This window comes from Aeromonas sp. s6 (assembly GCF_040907815.1).
Classification (GTDB): Bacteria; Pseudomonadota; Gammaproteobacteria; order Enterobacterales; family Aeromonadaceae; genus Aeromonas; species Aeromonas caviae.
In genome coordinates this window covers 16,394-32,732 of record NZ_JBFOCN010000095.1, presented here as the reverse complement: position 1 = coordinate 32,732, position 16,339 = coordinate 16,394, and the positions used below count along the sequence as shown (strand labels likewise).

General features: G+C 61.3%; 21 protein-coding genes. 11 read left to right on the top strand and 10 right to left on the bottom strand.

The window, feature by feature from the left end:
* Nucleotides 1-43: 43 nt before the first annotated feature.
* The 9 genes from AB5Y50_RS14590 (at nucleotide 44) to AB5Y50_RS14550 (ending at nucleotide 7,719) form a co-directional block, all read left to right on the top strand.
* On the top strand, nucleotides 44-406 hold the full coding sequence (locus AB5Y50_RS14590; protein ID WP_010675859.1) for a transcriptional regulator: 363 nt from the start codon (nucleotides 44-46) through the stop codon (nucleotides 404-406).
* A complete protein-coding gene (locus AB5Y50_RS14585) occupies nucleotides 407-772 on the top strand; it encodes an SFCGS family glycine-rich protein (RefSeq protein ID WP_049637185.1) in 366 nt (121 codons plus the stop codon).
* Nucleotides 772-1,068, top strand: a complete 297-nt coding sequence (locus AB5Y50_RS14580) for a DUF4312 family protein (RefSeq protein WP_049637184.1) — start codon at nucleotides 772-774, stop codon at nucleotides 1,066-1,068. The genes AB5Y50_RS14585 and AB5Y50_RS14580 overlap by 1 nt, the downstream gene beginning before the upstream one ends.
* Nucleotides 1,069-1,093: 25 nt before the next feature.
* The gene (locus AB5Y50_RS14575) at nucleotides 1,094-1,870 is read left to right on the top strand and encodes a DUF4311 domain-containing protein (protein ID WP_049637183.1); all 777 of its coding nucleotides are present in this window, start codon (nucleotides 1,094-1,096) and stop codon (nucleotides 1,868-1,870) included.
* A gap of 11 nt (nucleotides 1,871-1,881) precedes the next feature.
* On the top strand, nucleotides 1,882-2,532 hold the full coding sequence (locus tag AB5Y50_RS14570) for a DUF4310 family protein (RefSeq protein ID WP_041211843.1): 651 nt from the start codon (nucleotides 1,882-1,884) through the stop codon (nucleotides 2,530-2,532).
* Between the two features lie 201 nt (nucleotides 2,533-2,733).
* Nucleotides 2,734-3,873 (top strand): amidohydrolase/deacetylase family metallohydrolase, encoded by a 1,140-nt coding sequence (locus AB5Y50_RS14565; RefSeq protein WP_049637182.1) that lies wholly within the window; start codon nucleotides 2,734-2,736, stop codon nucleotides 3,871-3,873.
* Nucleotides 3,857-4,972, top strand: coding sequence for a DgaE family pyridoxal phosphate-dependent ammonia lyase (locus AB5Y50_RS14560; RefSeq protein ID WP_049637181.1), 1,116 nt, complete (start codon nucleotides 3,857-3,859; stop codon nucleotides 4,970-4,972). The genes AB5Y50_RS14565 and AB5Y50_RS14560 overlap by 17 nt, the downstream gene beginning before the upstream one ends.
* Complete coding sequence (locus AB5Y50_RS14555; protein WP_049637180.1) at nucleotides 4,972-5,712, top strand: KDGP aldolase family protein; 741 nt, start codon at nucleotides 4,972-4,974, stop codon at nucleotides 5,710-5,712. Before AB5Y50_RS14560 ends, AB5Y50_RS14555 begins: the two co-directional genes overlap by 1 nt.
* 102 nt (nucleotides 5,713-5,814) lie before the next feature.
* Nucleotides 5,815-7,719, top strand: a complete 1,905-nt coding sequence (locus AB5Y50_RS14550) for a transcription antiterminator (protein ID WP_049637179.1) — start codon at nucleotides 5,815-5,817, stop codon at nucleotides 7,717-7,719.
* A 15-nt stretch (nucleotides 7,720-7,734) separates the two neighbouring features.
* Here AB5Y50_RS14550 and npr read toward each other — a convergent pair whose 3' ends face one another.
* From npr to AB5Y50_RS14500, 10 genes are all read right to left on the bottom strand, one after another.
* Nucleotides 7,735-8,007 carry a PTS phosphocarrier protein NPr gene (npr, locus tag AB5Y50_RS14545; protein WP_010675868.1) on the bottom strand — a complete coding sequence of 91 codons (273 nt, stop codon included), beginning with the start codon at nucleotides 8,005-8,007 and terminating at the stop codon, nucleotides 7,735-7,737.
* A gap of 20 nt (nucleotides 8,008-8,027) precedes the next feature.
* Nucleotides 8,028-8,894: an RNase adapter RapZ gene (gene rapZ, locus AB5Y50_RS14540; protein ID WP_010675869.1), complete on the bottom strand. Its 867-nt coding sequence runs from the start codon at nucleotides 8,892-8,894 to the stop codon at nucleotides 8,028-8,030.
* A gap of 40 nt (nucleotides 8,895-8,934) precedes the next feature.
* Nucleotides 8,935-9,381 (bottom strand): PTS IIA-like nitrogen regulatory protein PtsN, encoded by a 447-nt coding sequence (ptsN, locus tag AB5Y50_RS14535; protein WP_010675870.1) that lies wholly within the window; start codon nucleotides 9,379-9,381, stop codon nucleotides 8,935-8,937.
* A gap of 2 nt (nucleotides 9,382-9,383) precedes the next feature.
* Nucleotides 9,384-9,671 (bottom strand): ribosome hibernation promoting factor, encoded by a 288-nt coding sequence (gene hpf, locus AB5Y50_RS14530; protein ID WP_005305957.1) that lies wholly within the window; start codon nucleotides 9,669-9,671, stop codon nucleotides 9,384-9,386.
* Nucleotides 9,672-9,691: 20 nt separating this feature from the next.
* Complete coding sequence (locus AB5Y50_RS14525) at nucleotides 9,692-11,131, bottom strand: RNA polymerase factor sigma-54 (RefSeq protein ID WP_041211850.1); 1,440 nt, start codon at nucleotides 11,129-11,131, stop codon at nucleotides 9,692-9,694.
* Between the two features lie 65 nt (nucleotides 11,132-11,196).
* Nucleotides 11,197-11,922: an LPS export ABC transporter ATP-binding protein gene (lptB, locus tag AB5Y50_RS14520; RefSeq protein WP_010675872.1), complete on the bottom strand. Its 726-nt coding sequence runs from the start codon at nucleotides 11,920-11,922 to the stop codon at nucleotides 11,197-11,199.
* A 12-nt stretch (nucleotides 11,923-11,934) separates the two neighbouring features.
* Nucleotides 11,935-12,453, bottom strand: coding sequence for a lipopolysaccharide transport periplasmic protein LptA (gene lptA / locus AB5Y50_RS14515; protein WP_010675873.1), 519 nt, complete (start codon nucleotides 12,451-12,453; stop codon nucleotides 11,935-11,937).
* Nucleotides 12,440-13,000, bottom strand: coding sequence for an LPS export ABC transporter periplasmic protein LptC (lptC, locus tag AB5Y50_RS14510; protein ID WP_039040473.1), 561 nt, complete (start codon nucleotides 12,998-13,000; stop codon nucleotides 12,440-12,442). The genes lptA and lptC overlap by 14 nt, the downstream gene beginning before the upstream one ends.
* On the bottom strand, nucleotides 12,997-13,551 hold the full coding sequence (gene kdsC, locus AB5Y50_RS14505) for a 3-deoxy-manno-octulosonate-8-phosphatase KdsC (RefSeq protein WP_049637178.1): 555 nt from the start codon (nucleotides 13,549-13,551) through the stop codon (nucleotides 12,997-12,999). The genes lptC and kdsC overlap by 4 nt, the downstream gene beginning before the upstream one ends.
* Nucleotides 13,551-14,546, bottom strand: a complete 996-nt coding sequence (locus tag AB5Y50_RS14500; RefSeq protein ID WP_029314845.1) for a KpsF/GutQ family sugar-phosphate isomerase — start codon at nucleotides 14,544-14,546, stop codon at nucleotides 13,551-13,553. Before AB5Y50_RS14500 ends, kdsC begins: the two co-directional genes overlap by 1 nt.
* 206 nt (nucleotides 14,547-14,752) lie before the next feature.
* Here AB5Y50_RS14500 and mlaF point away from each other — a divergent pair, with 206 nt between their 5' ends.
* Both mlaF and mlaE read left to right on the top strand, forming a co-directional pair.
* The gene (gene mlaF / locus AB5Y50_RS14495; protein WP_029314846.1) at nucleotides 14,753-15,553 is read left to right on the top strand and encodes a phospholipid ABC transporter ATP-binding protein MlaF; all 801 of its coding nucleotides are present in this window, start codon (nucleotides 14,753-14,755) and stop codon (nucleotides 15,551-15,553) included.
* Nucleotides 15,553-16,332: a lipid asymmetry maintenance ABC transporter permease subunit MlaE gene (gene mlaE, locus AB5Y50_RS14490; RefSeq protein ID WP_010675878.1), complete on the top strand. Its 780-nt coding sequence runs from the start codon at nucleotides 15,553-15,555 to the stop codon at nucleotides 16,330-16,332. Before mlaF ends, mlaE begins: the two co-directional genes overlap by 1 nt.
* Nucleotides 16,333-16,339: the final 7 nt, after the last annotated feature.

Sequence of the window (16,339 nt, the reverse complement as noted above, 5' to 3'; positions counted from 1 at the left end):
TTTATGGTGAGCCCATCCTTTCTGCCAGCCTGGAGAGCAGACCTTGAATACCGACACCCATGACGCCCCCCTGACCCCGGACAGCCCGGCACTGCTGCGCAAGACCGACCTGACCCTGGCCCGCATTCACAACCTGCTGGCGGATCAGGGCATACGCCCCAACGACGTGCAGCAACAGATGCTGGCCTCCCACGTCAAGGCCATGGTGTGGCGCTCTTACAGCGGGGAATCCCTGCCGGAGGTCGACCTCAGCCTGTTCGAGGAGATCTCCCCCCTCTCCCTGCGCCTGGCAGAGCAGGTCGTCGCCTGGCTCGACCGCCTCGCCTACGAGGAGGCGCACCTCTTGTCCGTCCATTTTGAAGTGGCCAAAGAAAACGAACTCAGCTCAGTAAAAGGAGAAAGCTAAATGACTGCCATCAAACTCGTGATTGGAGATCGTCTCGGCAAGGGTCAGAAAGTGGGGGCGGGCGCAGAAGCCGCCGGCGCCACCGTGACCGTCATCCCCGGCATGGCCGCCGACATGAAGCTCGGTGATGTGATGAACAAGGAGCAGGCCGACCTTGGCATCTCCTTCTGCGGCAGCGGTGGCGCGGGCGCCATCACGGCCCAGACCAAGTACGGCTACAAGTGCCGCTACGGCATGCGATCCATCGAGGAGGGTGTCACCGCCATCAACGAGGGGTGCGTGGTACTGGGCTTCGGCTTCATGGACAAGGAAGAGCTGGGCCAGAAGCTGATCGAAGCCTTCGCCAAGAAACACGGGCGCACCTGATGAAAGAACACTTCACCACCCGGATCACGGTCAACGGCAAGGGGGCGACTCGCCAGCAGGCGTTCGCTGCAGCCCTCAGCCAGGTGCAACCCAGCCTGCTCAAGGAGAGCCCCAAGGTGATGCTGCGCATCGAACCCCTCGAGGTCGAGGTGCTCGAGGCCGAGGAGTCGGTACGGGTGGAGAAGTTCCTGTTCTTCTTCCTGCCACGCCAGCGCCACGAGTTCCGGGTCCGGCTGGCGATCACCGTCAAGGTCATCAGCCTGGATGTCGACAAGGTGGATTTCACCCGGGCCTGACCCCACAACCAAAAGGACAAGTTGGATGTTTCTAATCATTTTGATGAAGTCACTCATCATCGGCGGCCTGGTAGGCGTCGGGGTGGGGGCTGGCGCGGCGCGGATGTTCCACGCCCCGACCGTACAGGGGATGGGCGCGTTCCGTACCCTGGGCGAGCTCAACTCCTGCGAAGGGGACCCCGCCTCCCACTTCTCGTTCGGTCTGGGCTTCTTCTTTAACGCCTGGGCCTCCACGGTCGCGGCCGGCGCCTTCACCCAGGACGTGGATCACCGCATCCTGCCGAACTGGGGTGCAGCGACCCTGATGATCAAGAACCGGGATCTCGCCACCACCCTCCATGATCCCAAAAAGATGGCCATCGCCTGCGGCATCATTGGTGCCATCGTGGTCGCCTTCCTCAACAGCACGGCCGCCGCCGTACCTGCCGCCCTGCAGGTGACCGCGGTCAAGGTGCTGGTGCCCGCCGCCAACCTGCTGGTCAACACCGTCATGCCGGTGATCTTCTGGCTGGCCGCCATCGAGGCAGGCAAGAAGTCCGGCTTCTGGGCCACCATCTTCGGCGGTCTGGCCCAGCTCATCATGGGCAACGCGGTACCGGGCCTGGTGCTTGGCATCCTGATCGGCAAGGGGGTGGAGGAGAGCGGCTGGAACCACGTCACCAAGGTGATGATGAGTGCCATCGTCCTGCTGTTCGTGCTGAGCGGCTTCTTCCGCGGCTTTGACATGAAACTCATTGAATCCTTCCACCTGGGCGTTCCCCTGTGGCTGGAAAACGTCCACAACCTCATGAGCGGCAAATAAGGAAGCACACCATGGATGAGAAACTGAGAAACAACTTCTGGTATGCCGACTGGTCCTTCCCCATCTTTGTCGGTCTGCTCTCTTCCGGCGTCTTCGCCGGTACCCACATGTTCTACCTCTACGGGGTCGGCGCCTTCAACGAGGTGGCCTTCGTTGCCATGCTCAAGGCCGGTATGGACACGGGGGCCTATGGTGCAGTCGCCGCCTTCGGTGCCAGCTTCCTGTTCGCCCGCATCATCGAGGGCTCCCTGGTGGGGATCCTCGACATCGGCGGCGCCATCCAGACCGGAGTCGGCCTAGGGGTGCCCGCCCTGCTGCTGGGGGCCGGCATTGTCTATCCGGTGGAAAATTTCACCGCTTCCCTGATCACCGGCATGGGGATTGGGATGGCCATCGGCTACGTGATCATCCTGGCGCGCAAGTTCACCATCAACCAGAGCAACTCCACCTACGGGGCGGACGTCATGATGGGGGCTGGCAACAGCTCCGGCCGCTTCCTCGGTCCCCTCATCATCCTCTCCGCCATGGGCGCCTCCATTCCCATCGGGATAGGCTCCCTGCTGGGTGCCCTGCTGTTCTACATCTGGGAGAAGCCCATCACGGGCGGCGCCATTCTGGGGGCCATGCTGTTCGGGACCTTCTTCCCCATCGCCCTGGCTTAATCCAAGGCCGTCTCTTCGGCGGCATTCAAGAACCTGTTTGCGCTCTGCCGCGAAAGGTCGTCAGCAAGGTGAAGAGCAGCACAGGGGCCGGAGCGTATGGATAGACGTGAGAACTCCTGGTTACAAATACGCGAGCAGCATATGAGCCTTGGAAGCGGCCTCGCAGTAAGAGCACAAGCAGGTTCCAAGAGGGATATCAGCATGTACGACATGATCATCAGGGCGGGACGCCTGGGAAACGGGCAGCTTGTCGACGTCGCCATCAAGCATGGCAAGATAGCGGCGCTGGGTTCGCTGCCAGGGAGCACGGAGGCGAAGCAAACCCTCACTCTGGGCGGGCAGGTCCATGTGAGCGCCGGCTGGATCGACGGCCACACCCACTGCTACCCCGCCTCTCCCATCTATCACGATGAGCCGGACAAGGTGGGCGTGGAATCCGGCGTCACCACCGTCATCGACGCCGGCAGCACCGGAGCCGACGATGTGGACGACTTCCAGCGTCTCGCCGCCACCTGCAAGACCCGGGTGCATGCCCTGCTCAACATCTCCCGCATCGGTCTGCTGCGTCAGAACGAGCTGGCGGATCCGGCAGACATCGATCCCGTCCTCGCCCAAGCGGCCATCCGGCGCCATCCCGGCTTCATCGTCGGCATCAAGGCGCGCATGAGCGGCAGCGTGGTGGGTGAAAGCGGTCTGCAACCCCTGCGCATGGCCAAGCAGATCCAGCAGGCCAATGGCAACTTGCCGCTGATGGTGCACGTGGGCAACACGCCGCCGGATCTGGACGAGATCGTCGCCCTGCTGGGGGAGGGCGATCTGCTGACCCACTGCTTCAACGGCAAGCCCAACCGCATCCTGACCCCGGCCGGCGAACTGCGCCAGGCGGTGCGTGAGGCGATGCGGCGGGGGCTCTTGCTCGACATCGGCCACGGCGGCGCCAGCTTCAGCTTCGAAGTGGCGGAGCTGGCCATTGCTCAGGGGATCCTGCCCCACACCATCAGTTCAGACATCTACTGCAAGAACCGCATCAAGGGGCCCGTCTACAGTCTGGCCCACGTGATGTCGAAGTTCTTCGCCATCGGCATGACCCTGGAGCAGGTGCTCGCCTGCGTCACTCACCAGGCCGCCGATGCCCTGCGCCTGCTCGGCAAGGGGCGACTCGAGGTGGGCGCCGATGCAGACATCACCCTGTTCGAGGTGAGCTGCGGCCCCACTCTCTTTACCGATACCGAGGCCGGCGCCCGCAGCGGTGACCGGCAACTGCTCCCTCTCGCTGCCTTGGTGGGCGGCGAACTGGTTCTGACTCACTACGGGAAATCACACCATGCCTTCTGTGTATGAGAAATACCGGCTCAAACCGGTGATCAACGCCTCCGGGCGCATGACCATCCTCGGCGTATCCACCCCCGAGCAGGAGGTGGTCGATGCGGTCAACTTCGGCCTCGGCCACTACTTTGAGGTGAAGGATCTGGTCAACAAGACCGGCGCCTACCTGGCCGAACTGCTGGGCGTTGAAGATGCGGTGGTGGTCTCCTGCGCCAGCGCCGGCATCGCCCAGTCGGTGGCCGCCGTGATCGTGCGCGGCGACCCCTATCGCCTCGAGCAGTTGCATGCTCATGCCCACGACGTGCCGAGCGACATCGTGCTGCCCAAGGGCCACAACGTGAACTTTGGTGCCCCCGTCGGCACCATGGTCAACCTGGGGGGCGGCAGGGTGGTGGAGGCAGGCTACGCCAACGAGTGCTCACCCGCCCAGCTGGCCGCCGCCATCCATGCCAATACCGCCGCCATCCTCTACATCAAGTCCCACCACTGCGTGCAGAAGAGCATTCTGTCGGTGGCCGAGGCAGCCGAGGTGGCCAAGGCCCACGGGATCCCGCTCATCGTCGATGCAGCGGCCGAAGAGGATCTGCGTCTCTACTACAACCAGGGTGCGGATCTGGTCATCTACAGCGGCGCCAAGGCCATCGAAGGGCCCACCAGCGGCCTGGTGCTCGGCAGGCGTCAGTATGTGGAGTGGGTCAAGCAGCAGGCCAACGGCATCGGCCGTGCCATGAAGGTGGGCAAGGAGGGGATCCTCGGCCTCACTCACGCCATCGAACGCTATCTGGCCAAAGAGAAGGAGAGCGGCGCCGCCATGGTCGCCAAGATGACCCCCCTCATCGAGCGCCTCAACCAGCTGCCCGGCGTCACCGCCAAGGTGGTGTGGGACAGCGCGGGGCGCGACATCGCCCGCACCGACATCACCTTCGACCACCAGCAGATCGGCATGACCACGGCGGAAGTGGTCTCCCGTCTGCAACAGGGTACCCCCGCCATCTACTGCCGCAGCTACAAGGCCAACGAGGGGCACATCGAGATAGACGTGCGCAGCGTCACCGTGCCCCAGCTCGACCAGATCCACTCCGCCATTGCCCACCTCGTTCAGGAGAACAACTGATGTCTCTTACCCCCAATTACTACCGCGATCGGGTCTGCCTCAACGTGCTGGCAGGTTCCAAAGAGAATGCCGTCGACATTTATGAGGCCGCCGAGGGTCATGTGCTGGTCGGTGTGCTCTCCAAGAACTACCCGGACATTCCCTCTGCCGTCGCCGACATGCAGGCCTACGCCAAGCTCATCGACAACGCCCTCTCCATCGGGCTGGGAGCCGGTGATCCGCGCCAGTCCGCCATGGTGGCCGAGCTGGCCCGCCAGTTGCAGCCCCAGCACGTCAATCAGGTGTTCACCGGGGTCGGGGCCAGCCGGGCGCTGCTCGGTCAAGCTGATACCCTGGTCAATGGCCTTGTCTCCCCCACCGGCACCCCCGGCATGGTGAAGATCTCCACTGGCCCCCTCAGTAGTCAGCAGCCCGATGGCATCGTCCCCATCGATACCGCCATTGCCCTGCTCAAGGACATGGGGGGCAGCTCGGTCAAGTTCTTCCCCATGGGGGGACTCGCCTACCGCGCCGAGTATCAGGCTGTGGCCGAGGCCTGTGCCCGCCACGGCTTCTGGCTGGAGCCCACCGGCGGCATCGATCTTGAGAACTTCGAGGAGATAGTGCGGATCGCGCTGGAGGCAGGAGTCGAGAAGGTGATCCCCCACGTCTACAGCTCCATCATCGACAGTGTCAGTGGCCAGACCCGGCCGGAGGATGTGCGTACCCTCCTCGCCATGGTGAAGGCACTGCTGGCATAGCAACCCCACAGGCACCGGTCCGATCACTGGGCGGTGCCTGGCTTGTTAATGACCCCCTTGTTAACATCGCCCCACCATCCGCGACAGGAGTCCCCACCCCTCATGACCAAGCTGCCCCACCCCAGACTCCAGCAACTGCTCGCCCTGCTTCACGCCGAGCCTCTGCCACAGGAGGAGCTGGCCCGCCGTCTCAATGTTTCCACCCGCACGGTGCGTACCGACGTGGCGACCCTGAACGAGCTCATCGCCACCCGGGGCGCCCACCTGATCCATCAGCGGGGCAGCGGCTACCAGCTCAAGATCTACAATCAGGGACTGTTCGATGCGCTGCTGGCCGCCCAGGGGCAGGAGAGCCCCCTGCCTCGCACCAGCCGCGAGCGGGTGCTGCACCTCCAGGTCTTGCTGCTGACGGCGGAACAGGGGATCAAACTCGACGAGCTGGCGGACACCTGGTATCTGAGCCGGGCGGCTTTGCAAGGGGACATGACGGAGGTGCGGGAGCGGCTCGCCCACTTCGGGCTCACCATCGACAGCAAACCCAGAGTGGGGATGCGCATTGCGGGAAGCGAGATGGCGATCCGCGCCTGCCTCACCCAACTGCTCTGCCAGGAGCTGCTGCACCAGCATCCGCTCCAGAGCCTGTTGCCCACCCTCTGTCCCAGCAAGACGCTGGAGGTAGTGGGCAACCACATTCACGAGCAACTCGGTCGCCATCAGCTGCGCCTGGCCGACGAGAGCCTGCAGCAAGTCACCGTCTACTGTGCCGTCGCACTGCTTCGCCAGGCGTCTGGCCACGAGTTGCGCCAGTTTGCCAGCAACGACATCACCCCACCCCTGGCAGTGGTGGCCCGCGACATCTATGCCGAGCTGCCAACCCTGACGTCACCGGGGCAGGAAGAGATCGCCTGTCTCGCCATCCAGATCCAGGCTCGCCTCACTGCAGAGACGCCCCTGCTCAGCCCGGCCATGGCGGCCGAGAGCGAGCAGCTGACTACGCACCTGCTGGGTTACATCCACCACCACTACCCCTATGACCTGCGCGGCGACCCGCAATTGCGAGCCGACCTGCAGACCCATATCGGCGCCATGCTGCTGCGAGTCAAATACCAGATTGGCAGCCACAATCCCCTGGCGGACCACATCAAGCAGTATTACCCCCTCGCCTACGACATCACCCTGGCGGCCATCTCTGAGTGGATCAGGCAGACCCCCTACCGGTTGACCCATCACGAGATCGGCTACCTGGTGATCCACATCGGGGTCGGCCTGGAGCGCCACTACGACATCGGTTACACCCGGCGCCCCCAGGCGCTGCTGCTGTGCGATGCGGGCAACGCCACCTTCCGGGTGCTGGAAGCACGCATCCGGCGGGAATACCCCCAACTGCAGCTGACCACGCTGGAGTCGGTACGGGATTACGAAGGGCTTGCGCGGATCGAGCAGGATTTCGTCATCAGCACCCTCAAGGTGAGCGAGAAGAATGCTCCCGTGGTACAGGTCTCCCCCTTCCCGACTCAGTACCAGCTGGAGCAGCTCGGCAAGCTGGTGCTCGTCGATCGCACCCGTCCCTATCTGCTCGACAAGTATTTCGATGCCGACCACTTCATGGTGCTTGATGAACCCATCAGCCAGGGGGTGCTGTTTGATCGCATCTGCAGCCAGCTTGAGGCGGAGGATCTGGTGGAGAGCGGATTCCGGGGATCCTTGCAGGAGCGGGAGCGAATTGTCTCAACCATGCTGGGGGACGGCATCGCTCTGCCCCACTCCCTCGGCCTGCTGGCGCGCCGCACCCTGGTCTATACCGTGCTGGCCCCCCAGGGGATCGATTGGGGCAACGGCGAGAGCGCTACCCTCATCTTCGTGCTGGCCATCGCCAAGGCGGATTATGAGGAAGCCATGGGACTTTATGATCTGTTTCTGGCACTGATGAACGAAAAAGCCAGCAGAAGTCTGCTGGCTTGTCGGGATTTTGCCGCTTTCAAGGCGCTGGCTCGCAGCGCACCTTGAGCACGCCGAGGCGTATTACTCCTCATTGAAGCCCGAGGTGAACAGCGCCACCACGGCGGCCAGGGCCTCCACCTCTTCGGGGCCCTCCACCTGCACCTCCACCTGTTTGCCCTGGGCGGAGTCCAGCATCAGCAGGCCGATCACGCTGTCCGCGTCGGCCTCGACCCCCTCTTCGTTGCGCAGCAACACGTGGGCATCGAACCCCTGCACCAGCTCGAACAGCATCATGGCCGGTCGCGCGTGAATGCCTAACTTGTTTTTGACTTCTACCGAGGCGGAAACGGTCATCTGAGCATCCTGTGGATCTGTCAGGCGGGGTTTGAACGCTTGTCCAACGTGCGATGGCGGATCTGCACGTTCTTGCCAAGCAAGCGGAATGCGCTGGCCAGCCGTTCGGCGATGAACACCGAGCGGTGTTGTCCGCCGGTACAGCCAATCCCGACGGTCACATAGCTGCGATTGTTGCGCTCCAGGTGGGGCAACCAGGTCCCCAGCATATTCTCGATCTGCTGGATGAACAGCATGACATCCGGCTGGCTGGAGAGGTAGTTGGCCACGGGCTCATCCTTGCCGGTGAAGGGCTTGAGCTCCGGGATCCAGTGCGGGTTGGGCAGGAAACGGGCGTCGAACACGAAGTCCGCATCCTTGGGAATGCCGTACTTGAAGCCGAACGACTCGAACACCAGCACCAGCTCGTTCTCTTTCTTGCCGAGCACCCGGGTTTTGATGAGCTCGCTGAGATCGTGAATGCTGAGGTTGGTGGTGTCGATGCGCAGGTCGGCGGTCGAGGAGAGCGGTGCCAGCAGGTGGGTCTCTTCCCGGATCGCCTCGTCCAGCGAAAGCTTGTTGCGGGACAGAGGATGCAGACGGCGGCTCTCACCGTAGCGTTTGAGCAGGGTCGCGTTGTCCGCATCGAAGAAGAAGCTCGAAAACTTGACTCGCCCCTCGTTGCGCACCTGGCTCAGCAGGTTCTCCAGCCTGTCTGCCTGGGCAGGCAGGTTGCGCACGTCGATGCTGACAGCCAGCTTGTCATACTGGCTCTCCACCGACACGATCAACTGGGGCAGCAGGTTGACCGGCAGGTTGTCCACGCAGTAGTACCCGAGATCCTCGAGCACCCTCAGGGCCACCGTCTTGCCGGAGCCCGAACGACCGCTTACTACTATTAACTGCATCTTGTCCCCTCACGCCAACGTGGCTGTGTCAGACCCGGCCTCAGGCCGACGTCATGATCTGATAGAGTTCTTCGTCGCTGGTCGCCTGGCGCAACTGGCGGCAGACGGCCTTGTCACCCAGTTTGGATGCCATCAGGGAAAGAGTCTTGAGGTGCTGCTTGCACTCGCTTTCCGGCACCAGCAATGCAAAGAGCAGGTCAACCGGTTGATTGTCGATAGAATCGAAAGGGATGGGCTCGGAGAAGGTCATCAACACGGCGGTCGGCGCGAAGGCGTCGTCAATCCGGCCGTGGGGGATGGCGATACCGGCTCCGATCCCGGTACTGCCCATCTTTTCTCGCGCCAGCAGGCTTTCAAACAGGACCTGGCGGGAAGCGCCGAGGCGCTCTGCGGCCAGTTCACTGATGATCTCGAGCGCGCGTTTCTTGCTGGTACAAGGGACCGCACTCTTGGTGCAGTCCCGACTCAGTATGTGTTCAAGTTGCATAGTTATTTTTGATTTAACTTATCTTTGTGCTTGATGATCTGCCGATCCAGTTTATCCAGCAGGGTATCAATCGCCGCATACATGTCGGCATGCTGCGAATTGGCGAACACCTCTCCCCCGCTGACATGCAGCTTGGCTTCGGCGATCTGGTTCAGTTTTTCGACGCTCAACACCACGTGTACGTTGTTGATATGGTCAAAGTGACGCTCGAGTTTGGCAAATTTGTTGTTCACATAATCACGCAGAGCTTCGGTAATCTCGACATGGTGTCCGGTCAGGTTAATTTGCATAACGTCTTCCTTTTGTTTGCCTAAACCAGGCGTTTGCGCTGATTGGATGGCGGGATCAACAAGGATTCACGGTACTTTGCGATCGTGCGTCTCGCCACCATAATACCCTGTTCGGCCAGCAAATCCGCGATCTTGCTATCACTAAGCGGCTTGGCGGGGTTTTCCGCCGTCACCAGCTTCTTGATCAGGGCGCGAATAGCGGTCGATGAGCACTCTCCTCCTCCCTCCGTATTGACGTGACTGGAGAAAAAAAACTTCAGTTCAAAAATGCCGCGGGGCGTATGCATGTACTTCTGGGTCGTGACCCGTGAAATGGTCGACTCATGCATCTCCACCGCTTCCGCGATGTCGTTGAGTACCATGGGTTTCATGGCCTCTTCGCCGTACTCGAAAAAGCCCTGCTGCTGCTCGACGATGCAGCTGGCCACCTTGAGCAGGGTGTCGTTACGACTCTCCAGGCTCTTGATGAACCACTTGGCCTCCTGCAAATGAGAACGGATGAACTGGGTATCCGTGCTGCTGCGGGCATTGCGCGCCATGGCCGCATAGGCCTCGTTGACACGGATGCGCGGAGCAGAATCCGGATTGAGTTCAACCACCCACTTGCTGCCCTTCTTGACCACGGACACATCCGGGATCACGTACTGGGATTCACTCTGGATGATGCCGTTGCCGGGTCTGGGCTCCAGTTGCTGGATGAGATCCAGCACCTCCTTGAGATCGCTCTCCTTGAGGCGGGTCTTGCGAGCCAGGGTGCGGTAGTCGCGATTGCCGAGCAGGTCCATGTGTTCGCGGATCACCTCTCTGGCTTCGTCGAGCCAGGGCAGGTCCGGCGAATACTGGCCGAGCTGGATCAGCAGACACTCTTGCACCGAACGGGCGGCGATGCCGACCGGATCGAAATGCTGCACCCGCTTGAGCACGGCTTCGATCTCATCCAGTTCGACTTCTACCTCCTCGCTGCTGACTGCAGCCTGAATATCCTCGAGGGTGGCAGTCAGATACCCGGATTCGTCGATGGCATCGATGATGGCAAGGGCGATGGCCGCATCCACATCACTGAACGGGGTGAGCCGCATCTGCCACAGCAGGTAGTCTTGCAGGTTCTCGGTGGTCTCCCCCTGATAGACGCTGTCTTCCCCGTCATGGATGGGGCCTGCACTCTGGGCCGTACCGGCCGAGTAGACCTCGTCCCAGGTGGTGTCCACCGGCAGTTCATCCGGCATGCTCTCCTGGGCCATGGCATCGCTGGAGTCGAGTTGACTGGCGTCCTGTGTCTCTGCCTGACTGGTTTCCTGCGCCTCGTTCTCCTCTTGCTCCAGCAAGGGGTTGTTGTCGAGCGCTTGCTGAATTTCCTGCTGGAGTTCCAGGGTGGAGAGCTGGAGCAGACGAATCGCTTGTTGTAATTGTGGCGTCATGGTCAGGGACTGACCGAGACGCAACTGTAATGTCGGCTTCATCTACGTCGGGATATCCTTATGTTCAGCGAGGCAGTCACCTAACAAAAATGAGGGGTGCCCCCTTACTATAGACTGAATTGATCGCCCAAATAGACGCGCTTGACCTGCTCATCGGCGAGGATATCGGCCGGCGCGCCCTCGGCAATCATCTTGCCGTGGCTGACGATGTAGGCCTTCTCGCACACATCCAGCGTCTCTCTGACGTTGTGGTCCGTTATCAGCACACCCAACCCGCGTTCTTTCAGATGCTGGATGATCTTTTTGATATCGATGACTGAAATAGGATCAACACCTGCGAAAGGCTCATCGAGCAGAATGAATCTCGGCTCTGCCGCCAGCGCCCGGGCGATTTCCACCCGGCGCCGCTCCCCACCCGAGAGGCTCTGACCCAGGCTGTCGCGGATATGGGTGATATTGAACTCTTCCAGCAACTGTTCGACCTTATCCTCCCGCTCTTCGCGGCTCAACCCCTTGCGGGTCTGCATGACCCCCATCAAGTTGTCGAACACCGACAGGCGCCGGAAGATGGAGGCCTCCTGGGGCAGATAGCCGATGCCATTGCGGGCACGGATATGCATGGGCTGCAGGCTGATGTCCTGCTCGTCGATGGTGATGAGGCCGGCATCTCGCTGCACCAGGCCCACGATCATGTAGAAGGAGGTCGTCTTGCCCGCGCCGTTCGGGCCGAGCAGGCCCACGATCTGGCCCGTTCCCACCTCCAGGCTCACATCGCTGACCACCATGCGGCGCTTGTAGCTCTTTTGCAGACCCGTTGCTTTTAACACTGCCATGGCTGTTGTTTCCTACTTCTTCTGATCGGCGGGTTTGTCGAAGTTCTCCACCTGATCCGGCAGGAACACCGTCTTGACGCGCTGGGTGGGCCCCTTGCTCTCGGCAATCATCTTCTGCTTGACGATGTCGTAGCGAATGAGATCGCCGGTCACCTGGCTGTCTTCCTGCTTGAGCTGGCCATTGCCGGTGATGGTCACCAGCCGGTTCTTAAGCTCGTAGCGGATGCTGTTGCCATGGGCATTGACCGGTTTGCCGTTGTCCAGCACCTGGAAGAAGGTGGCTGGGTTGCCATACGCGGTCATCACCTCGGCGCCCTTGTCGCCGGAGCGGATCACCACCACCTTGTCGGCCTTAATCTTGATGGTGCCCTGGGTGATGATGACATCCTCGCTGAAGGTGATGCGGTTGTCCTGCATCTCGGCCACCTGCTTGACCGCATCCACATAGACCTTCTCGGCAAAGTCGGACTCTTTGGCATTCAGGGAACCGCACAGCAACAGGGCCGTGAGGGCCAGATTAACGTTTTTCATTGAAATAAGTGGCATGGCCTTTATCCAGTAACTCGAAATATTTACGTTCCAGGTGGCCCTTGAGGCCAACGCCCTCGGTCTGGAACTCCTGGCCCACAATGCTGATGTGCTGGTTGCTTCTCATCCCCTGCGTCACCAGATCCAGCTCCAGATAGGAGGTATCCAGCGTGGAGATGAAGGAAGCGGGCAGCAGACCGTCCAGATGCACCTTGTCACGGAGGATCACATTGTCATCGGTGTTGAGCACCCCGGTTTCGGCCGTCAGCTTCCATTCGGCCGCGCCCTTGTCATCGAACATGTAGACCACCGGCTTGGTGAAAGTGGCCTGCTCGAGCACCTGGTAGTACTCCGCATATTCGGATTCCAGCCGCTCGGTGCGCTTGCCCTGCTCGTTGAAGCGGGTCGTCACCAACTCTCTGGCGGTGAAGTCCGGTTGAAAATTTTCCGTCTTGGTGGTCGGCTCGGGGACCAGCTCGATCTCCCCCAGCTGCCAGGCCGCCAGCGCAGCCAGAAACAGCAGGCCGAACAGCACAGTCTGTTTGTTCATCGCGACGCCTCGGGTTGATAGTCAGCCAATCCCTGGGCCTGCAAGATCAGGTCGCACACCTCGCGCACGGCCCCGACGCCACCGCCAAGCCGCGTCACCAGATCCGCCTTCGCCAGCACAAGCGGATGGGCGTCGGCAACAGCGATACCCAGGCCGCAAGCCTGCATCACCGGCAGATCGATGGTGTCATCTCCCATATAGGCGGCTTGCGATCCATCCAGCCCGAGCTTGGTCAGCAAGGCCTCGAAGTGGGGCAGCTTTTTGTCTGCACCCTGCACCAGGTGCTGGACTCCCAGACTCCTCATGCGATCGCTGACGATGCGGGAGTTTCGCCCCGTGATGATGGCAATCTCGATGCCCGCATTGAGCAGGGCACGCATGCCGGCACCATCACGGGTGCAGAAAGTCTTCAGCTCTTCGCCGTTATTGCCCATATAGATGAAGCCGTTGGAGAGCACCCCATCCACATCGCACACCAGCAGGCGGATCTGCGCCGCCTTCTCGTACTGGCTGCGCGTCACCAGACCATAGAGGGTCGGTACGTCTTGCATCAAATTACTCCGGCTTTCAGCAGGTCATGCATGTTGAAGGCACCCAGCGGGTGTCTCTCCCCATCCACGACCAACAACCCGTTGATTTTCCTGGTTTCCATCAGCTTGACGGCCTCGGCCGCCATCATCTCAGGCCCTACGGTAACACAGTTCACCGTCATGACGCGGCTGATGGGGGTGTGATGAATATCCACCTGCAGGTCCAGAATGCGGCGCAGGTCACCATCGGTGAACAGACCGGCAAGCAGCCCTTGATCGTCCACCACCGCCGTCATGCCGAGCCCCTTGCGGCTCACTTCCAGCAGCGCCTGGCTGATGGTGGCATCTATCCCCACCTTGGGCAACAGCTCGCCGCTGTGCATCAGATCGCCCACTCGCAACAGCAACCGCTTGCCGAGGGACCCGCCCGGGTGCGACAGCGCAAAGTCATCGGCGGTGAAGCCACGGGCCTCCAGCAGGGCCACGGCCAGCGCGTCCCCCATCACCAGGGTGGCGGTAGTGCTGGATGTCGGGGCCAGACCGAGGGGGCAGGCCTCTTTCTCCACCTTGATGCACAGGTGCACGTTGGCCTCTTTCGCCATGGTGGAAGCAGGATTGCCTGTCATGCAGATGAGTGGAATGCCGCGGCGCTTGAGCACCGGCAGCAGGGCCAGGATCTCGTCGCTCTCGCCGGAGTTGGATATGGCGATGATGAGATCCCCGGCTGAGATCATGCCGAGATCCCCGTGGCTCGCCTCGCCCGGGTGCAGGAAGAAGGCGGGCGTTCCCGTGCTGGCCAGGGTCGCGGCAATCTTGTTACCGATATGACCCGACTTGCCCATGCCGGTCACCACTATCTTGCCGCCACAGCGCAGCACCATCTCGCAGGCGCGCTCGAACGCCTCGTCAAGGTACTGGTAGAGTCCATCAATGGCTTGTTTTTCTATGTCCAGCACCGCTCGGGCGCTGCGACGGAAATCGAACAATTCAGACACTTTTTCAGGCTTTACAGACATAAAGGCACAGCTCCGGGCCGAAATTTGCTGCGGGATTATAAAAAAGTCTGCCGAGATAAGCGAATCGGATGCGGAATGGGCGGTCATTGACGCAGGTTGTTACATAAAACTGTCGCGTACTTGGGGGGGAAACCCGCTCAATAGTTGTTCCTCGCTGTTGCTTAGACCTAGACTAGCCCATAAAATTCGCTCTTCATTTATACCGGATGGACAATTGTTTGAACGATGACCTGATCACCATCTCCGACCTGACCTTCAGTCACGGGGATCGGCTGCTGTACGACAGGATCAACCTGACCATTCCCCGTGGCAAGGTCACCGCCGTCATGGGTCCGAGCGGGATCGGCAAGACCACCTTGCTGCGCCTGATCGGGGGCCAGCTCAAGCCTGAGTCCGGTCACATTCTGTTTGACGGGGAAGACGTTCCCACGCTCTCCCGTTCACGCTTGTATGAAGTGCGTAAACGGATGAGCATGCTGTTCCAGAGTGGCGCATTGTTCACCGGCATGACCGTCTTCGACAACGTGGCTTTCCCGCTGCGGGAGCACTCCGGCCTGCCGGAAGAGCTGATCCGCACCATCGTCATGATGAAACTGCAGGCTGTCGGTCTGCGCGGGGCGGCCAAGCTGATGCCGTCCGAGCTCTCCGGTGGCATGGCGCGTCGCGCGGCCCTGGCGAGATCCATCGCGCTGGATCCGGATCTCATCATGTATGACGAGCCCTTCGTGGGGCAGGACCCCATCACCATGGCGGTGCTGGTGAAGCTCATCAAGGAGCTCAACGATGCCCTCGGCATCACCTCCGTCATCGTCACCCACGACGTGAAAGAGGTGCTGAGCATCGCCGACTACGCCTACATCATCGCCAACCGCAAGGTAGTGGCACACGGCACACCGGAGCAGCTGCGCGAGGAGCACAATCCCGAAGTCGAGCAGTTCCTCAAGGGATTGCCCGACGGTCCTGTTCCGTTTCATTTTCCGGCAGGTGACCTGCTACAGGATCTGTGATGTTGACAAGTCAGATAAGCAAGCTGGGCCGCAGCGGTGTGCGTTTCATCAACGCCGTCGGCCGGGCAACCATCATGCTGTTTCATGCACTGGCAGGACGGCCCCAGCCACGCAAGCACTTCCCGCTGCTGGTGCAGCAACTGTATGTGGTGGGAGTGCAATCCGTCGCCATCATACTGGTGTCCGGCCTCTTCATCGGCATGGTGCTCTCCCTGCAGGGTTACAACGTATTGAAGGATTTCGGCGCAGAGCAGAGCCTGGGGCCTCTGGTTTCCCTCTCCCTGCTCCGTGAGCTGGGCCCTGTGGTCACAGCCCTGCTGTTCGCCGGTCGTGCGGGCTCCGCCCTCACCGCCGAGATCGGCCTGATGAAGGCCACCGAGCAGCTCTCCAGCCTGGAGATGATGGCGGTCGATCCGCTGCGTCGGGTCGTGGCGCCCCGCTTCTGGGCCGGGGTAATCAGCATGCCGCTGCTGGCCTTCATGTTCAGCCTGATCGGCATCTTTGGCGGCAAGCTGGTTGGTGTCGACTGGCTGGGGGTGGACGAAGGCAGTTTCTGGTCCGCCATGCAGGCCTCCGTCGACTGGCAGGACGACATCATGCAGGGCGCCATCAAGAGCCTGATCTTCGCCCTGGTGGTGACCTGGATAGCGCTCTTCAACGGCTATGATGCCAAACCGACCTCGGCCGGGATCAGTCAGGCGACGACCCGTACCGTGGTTCACTCATCCCTGGCCGTGCTCGGTCTGGATTTTATACTCACCGCAGTCATGTTTGGATAAGGGAAAG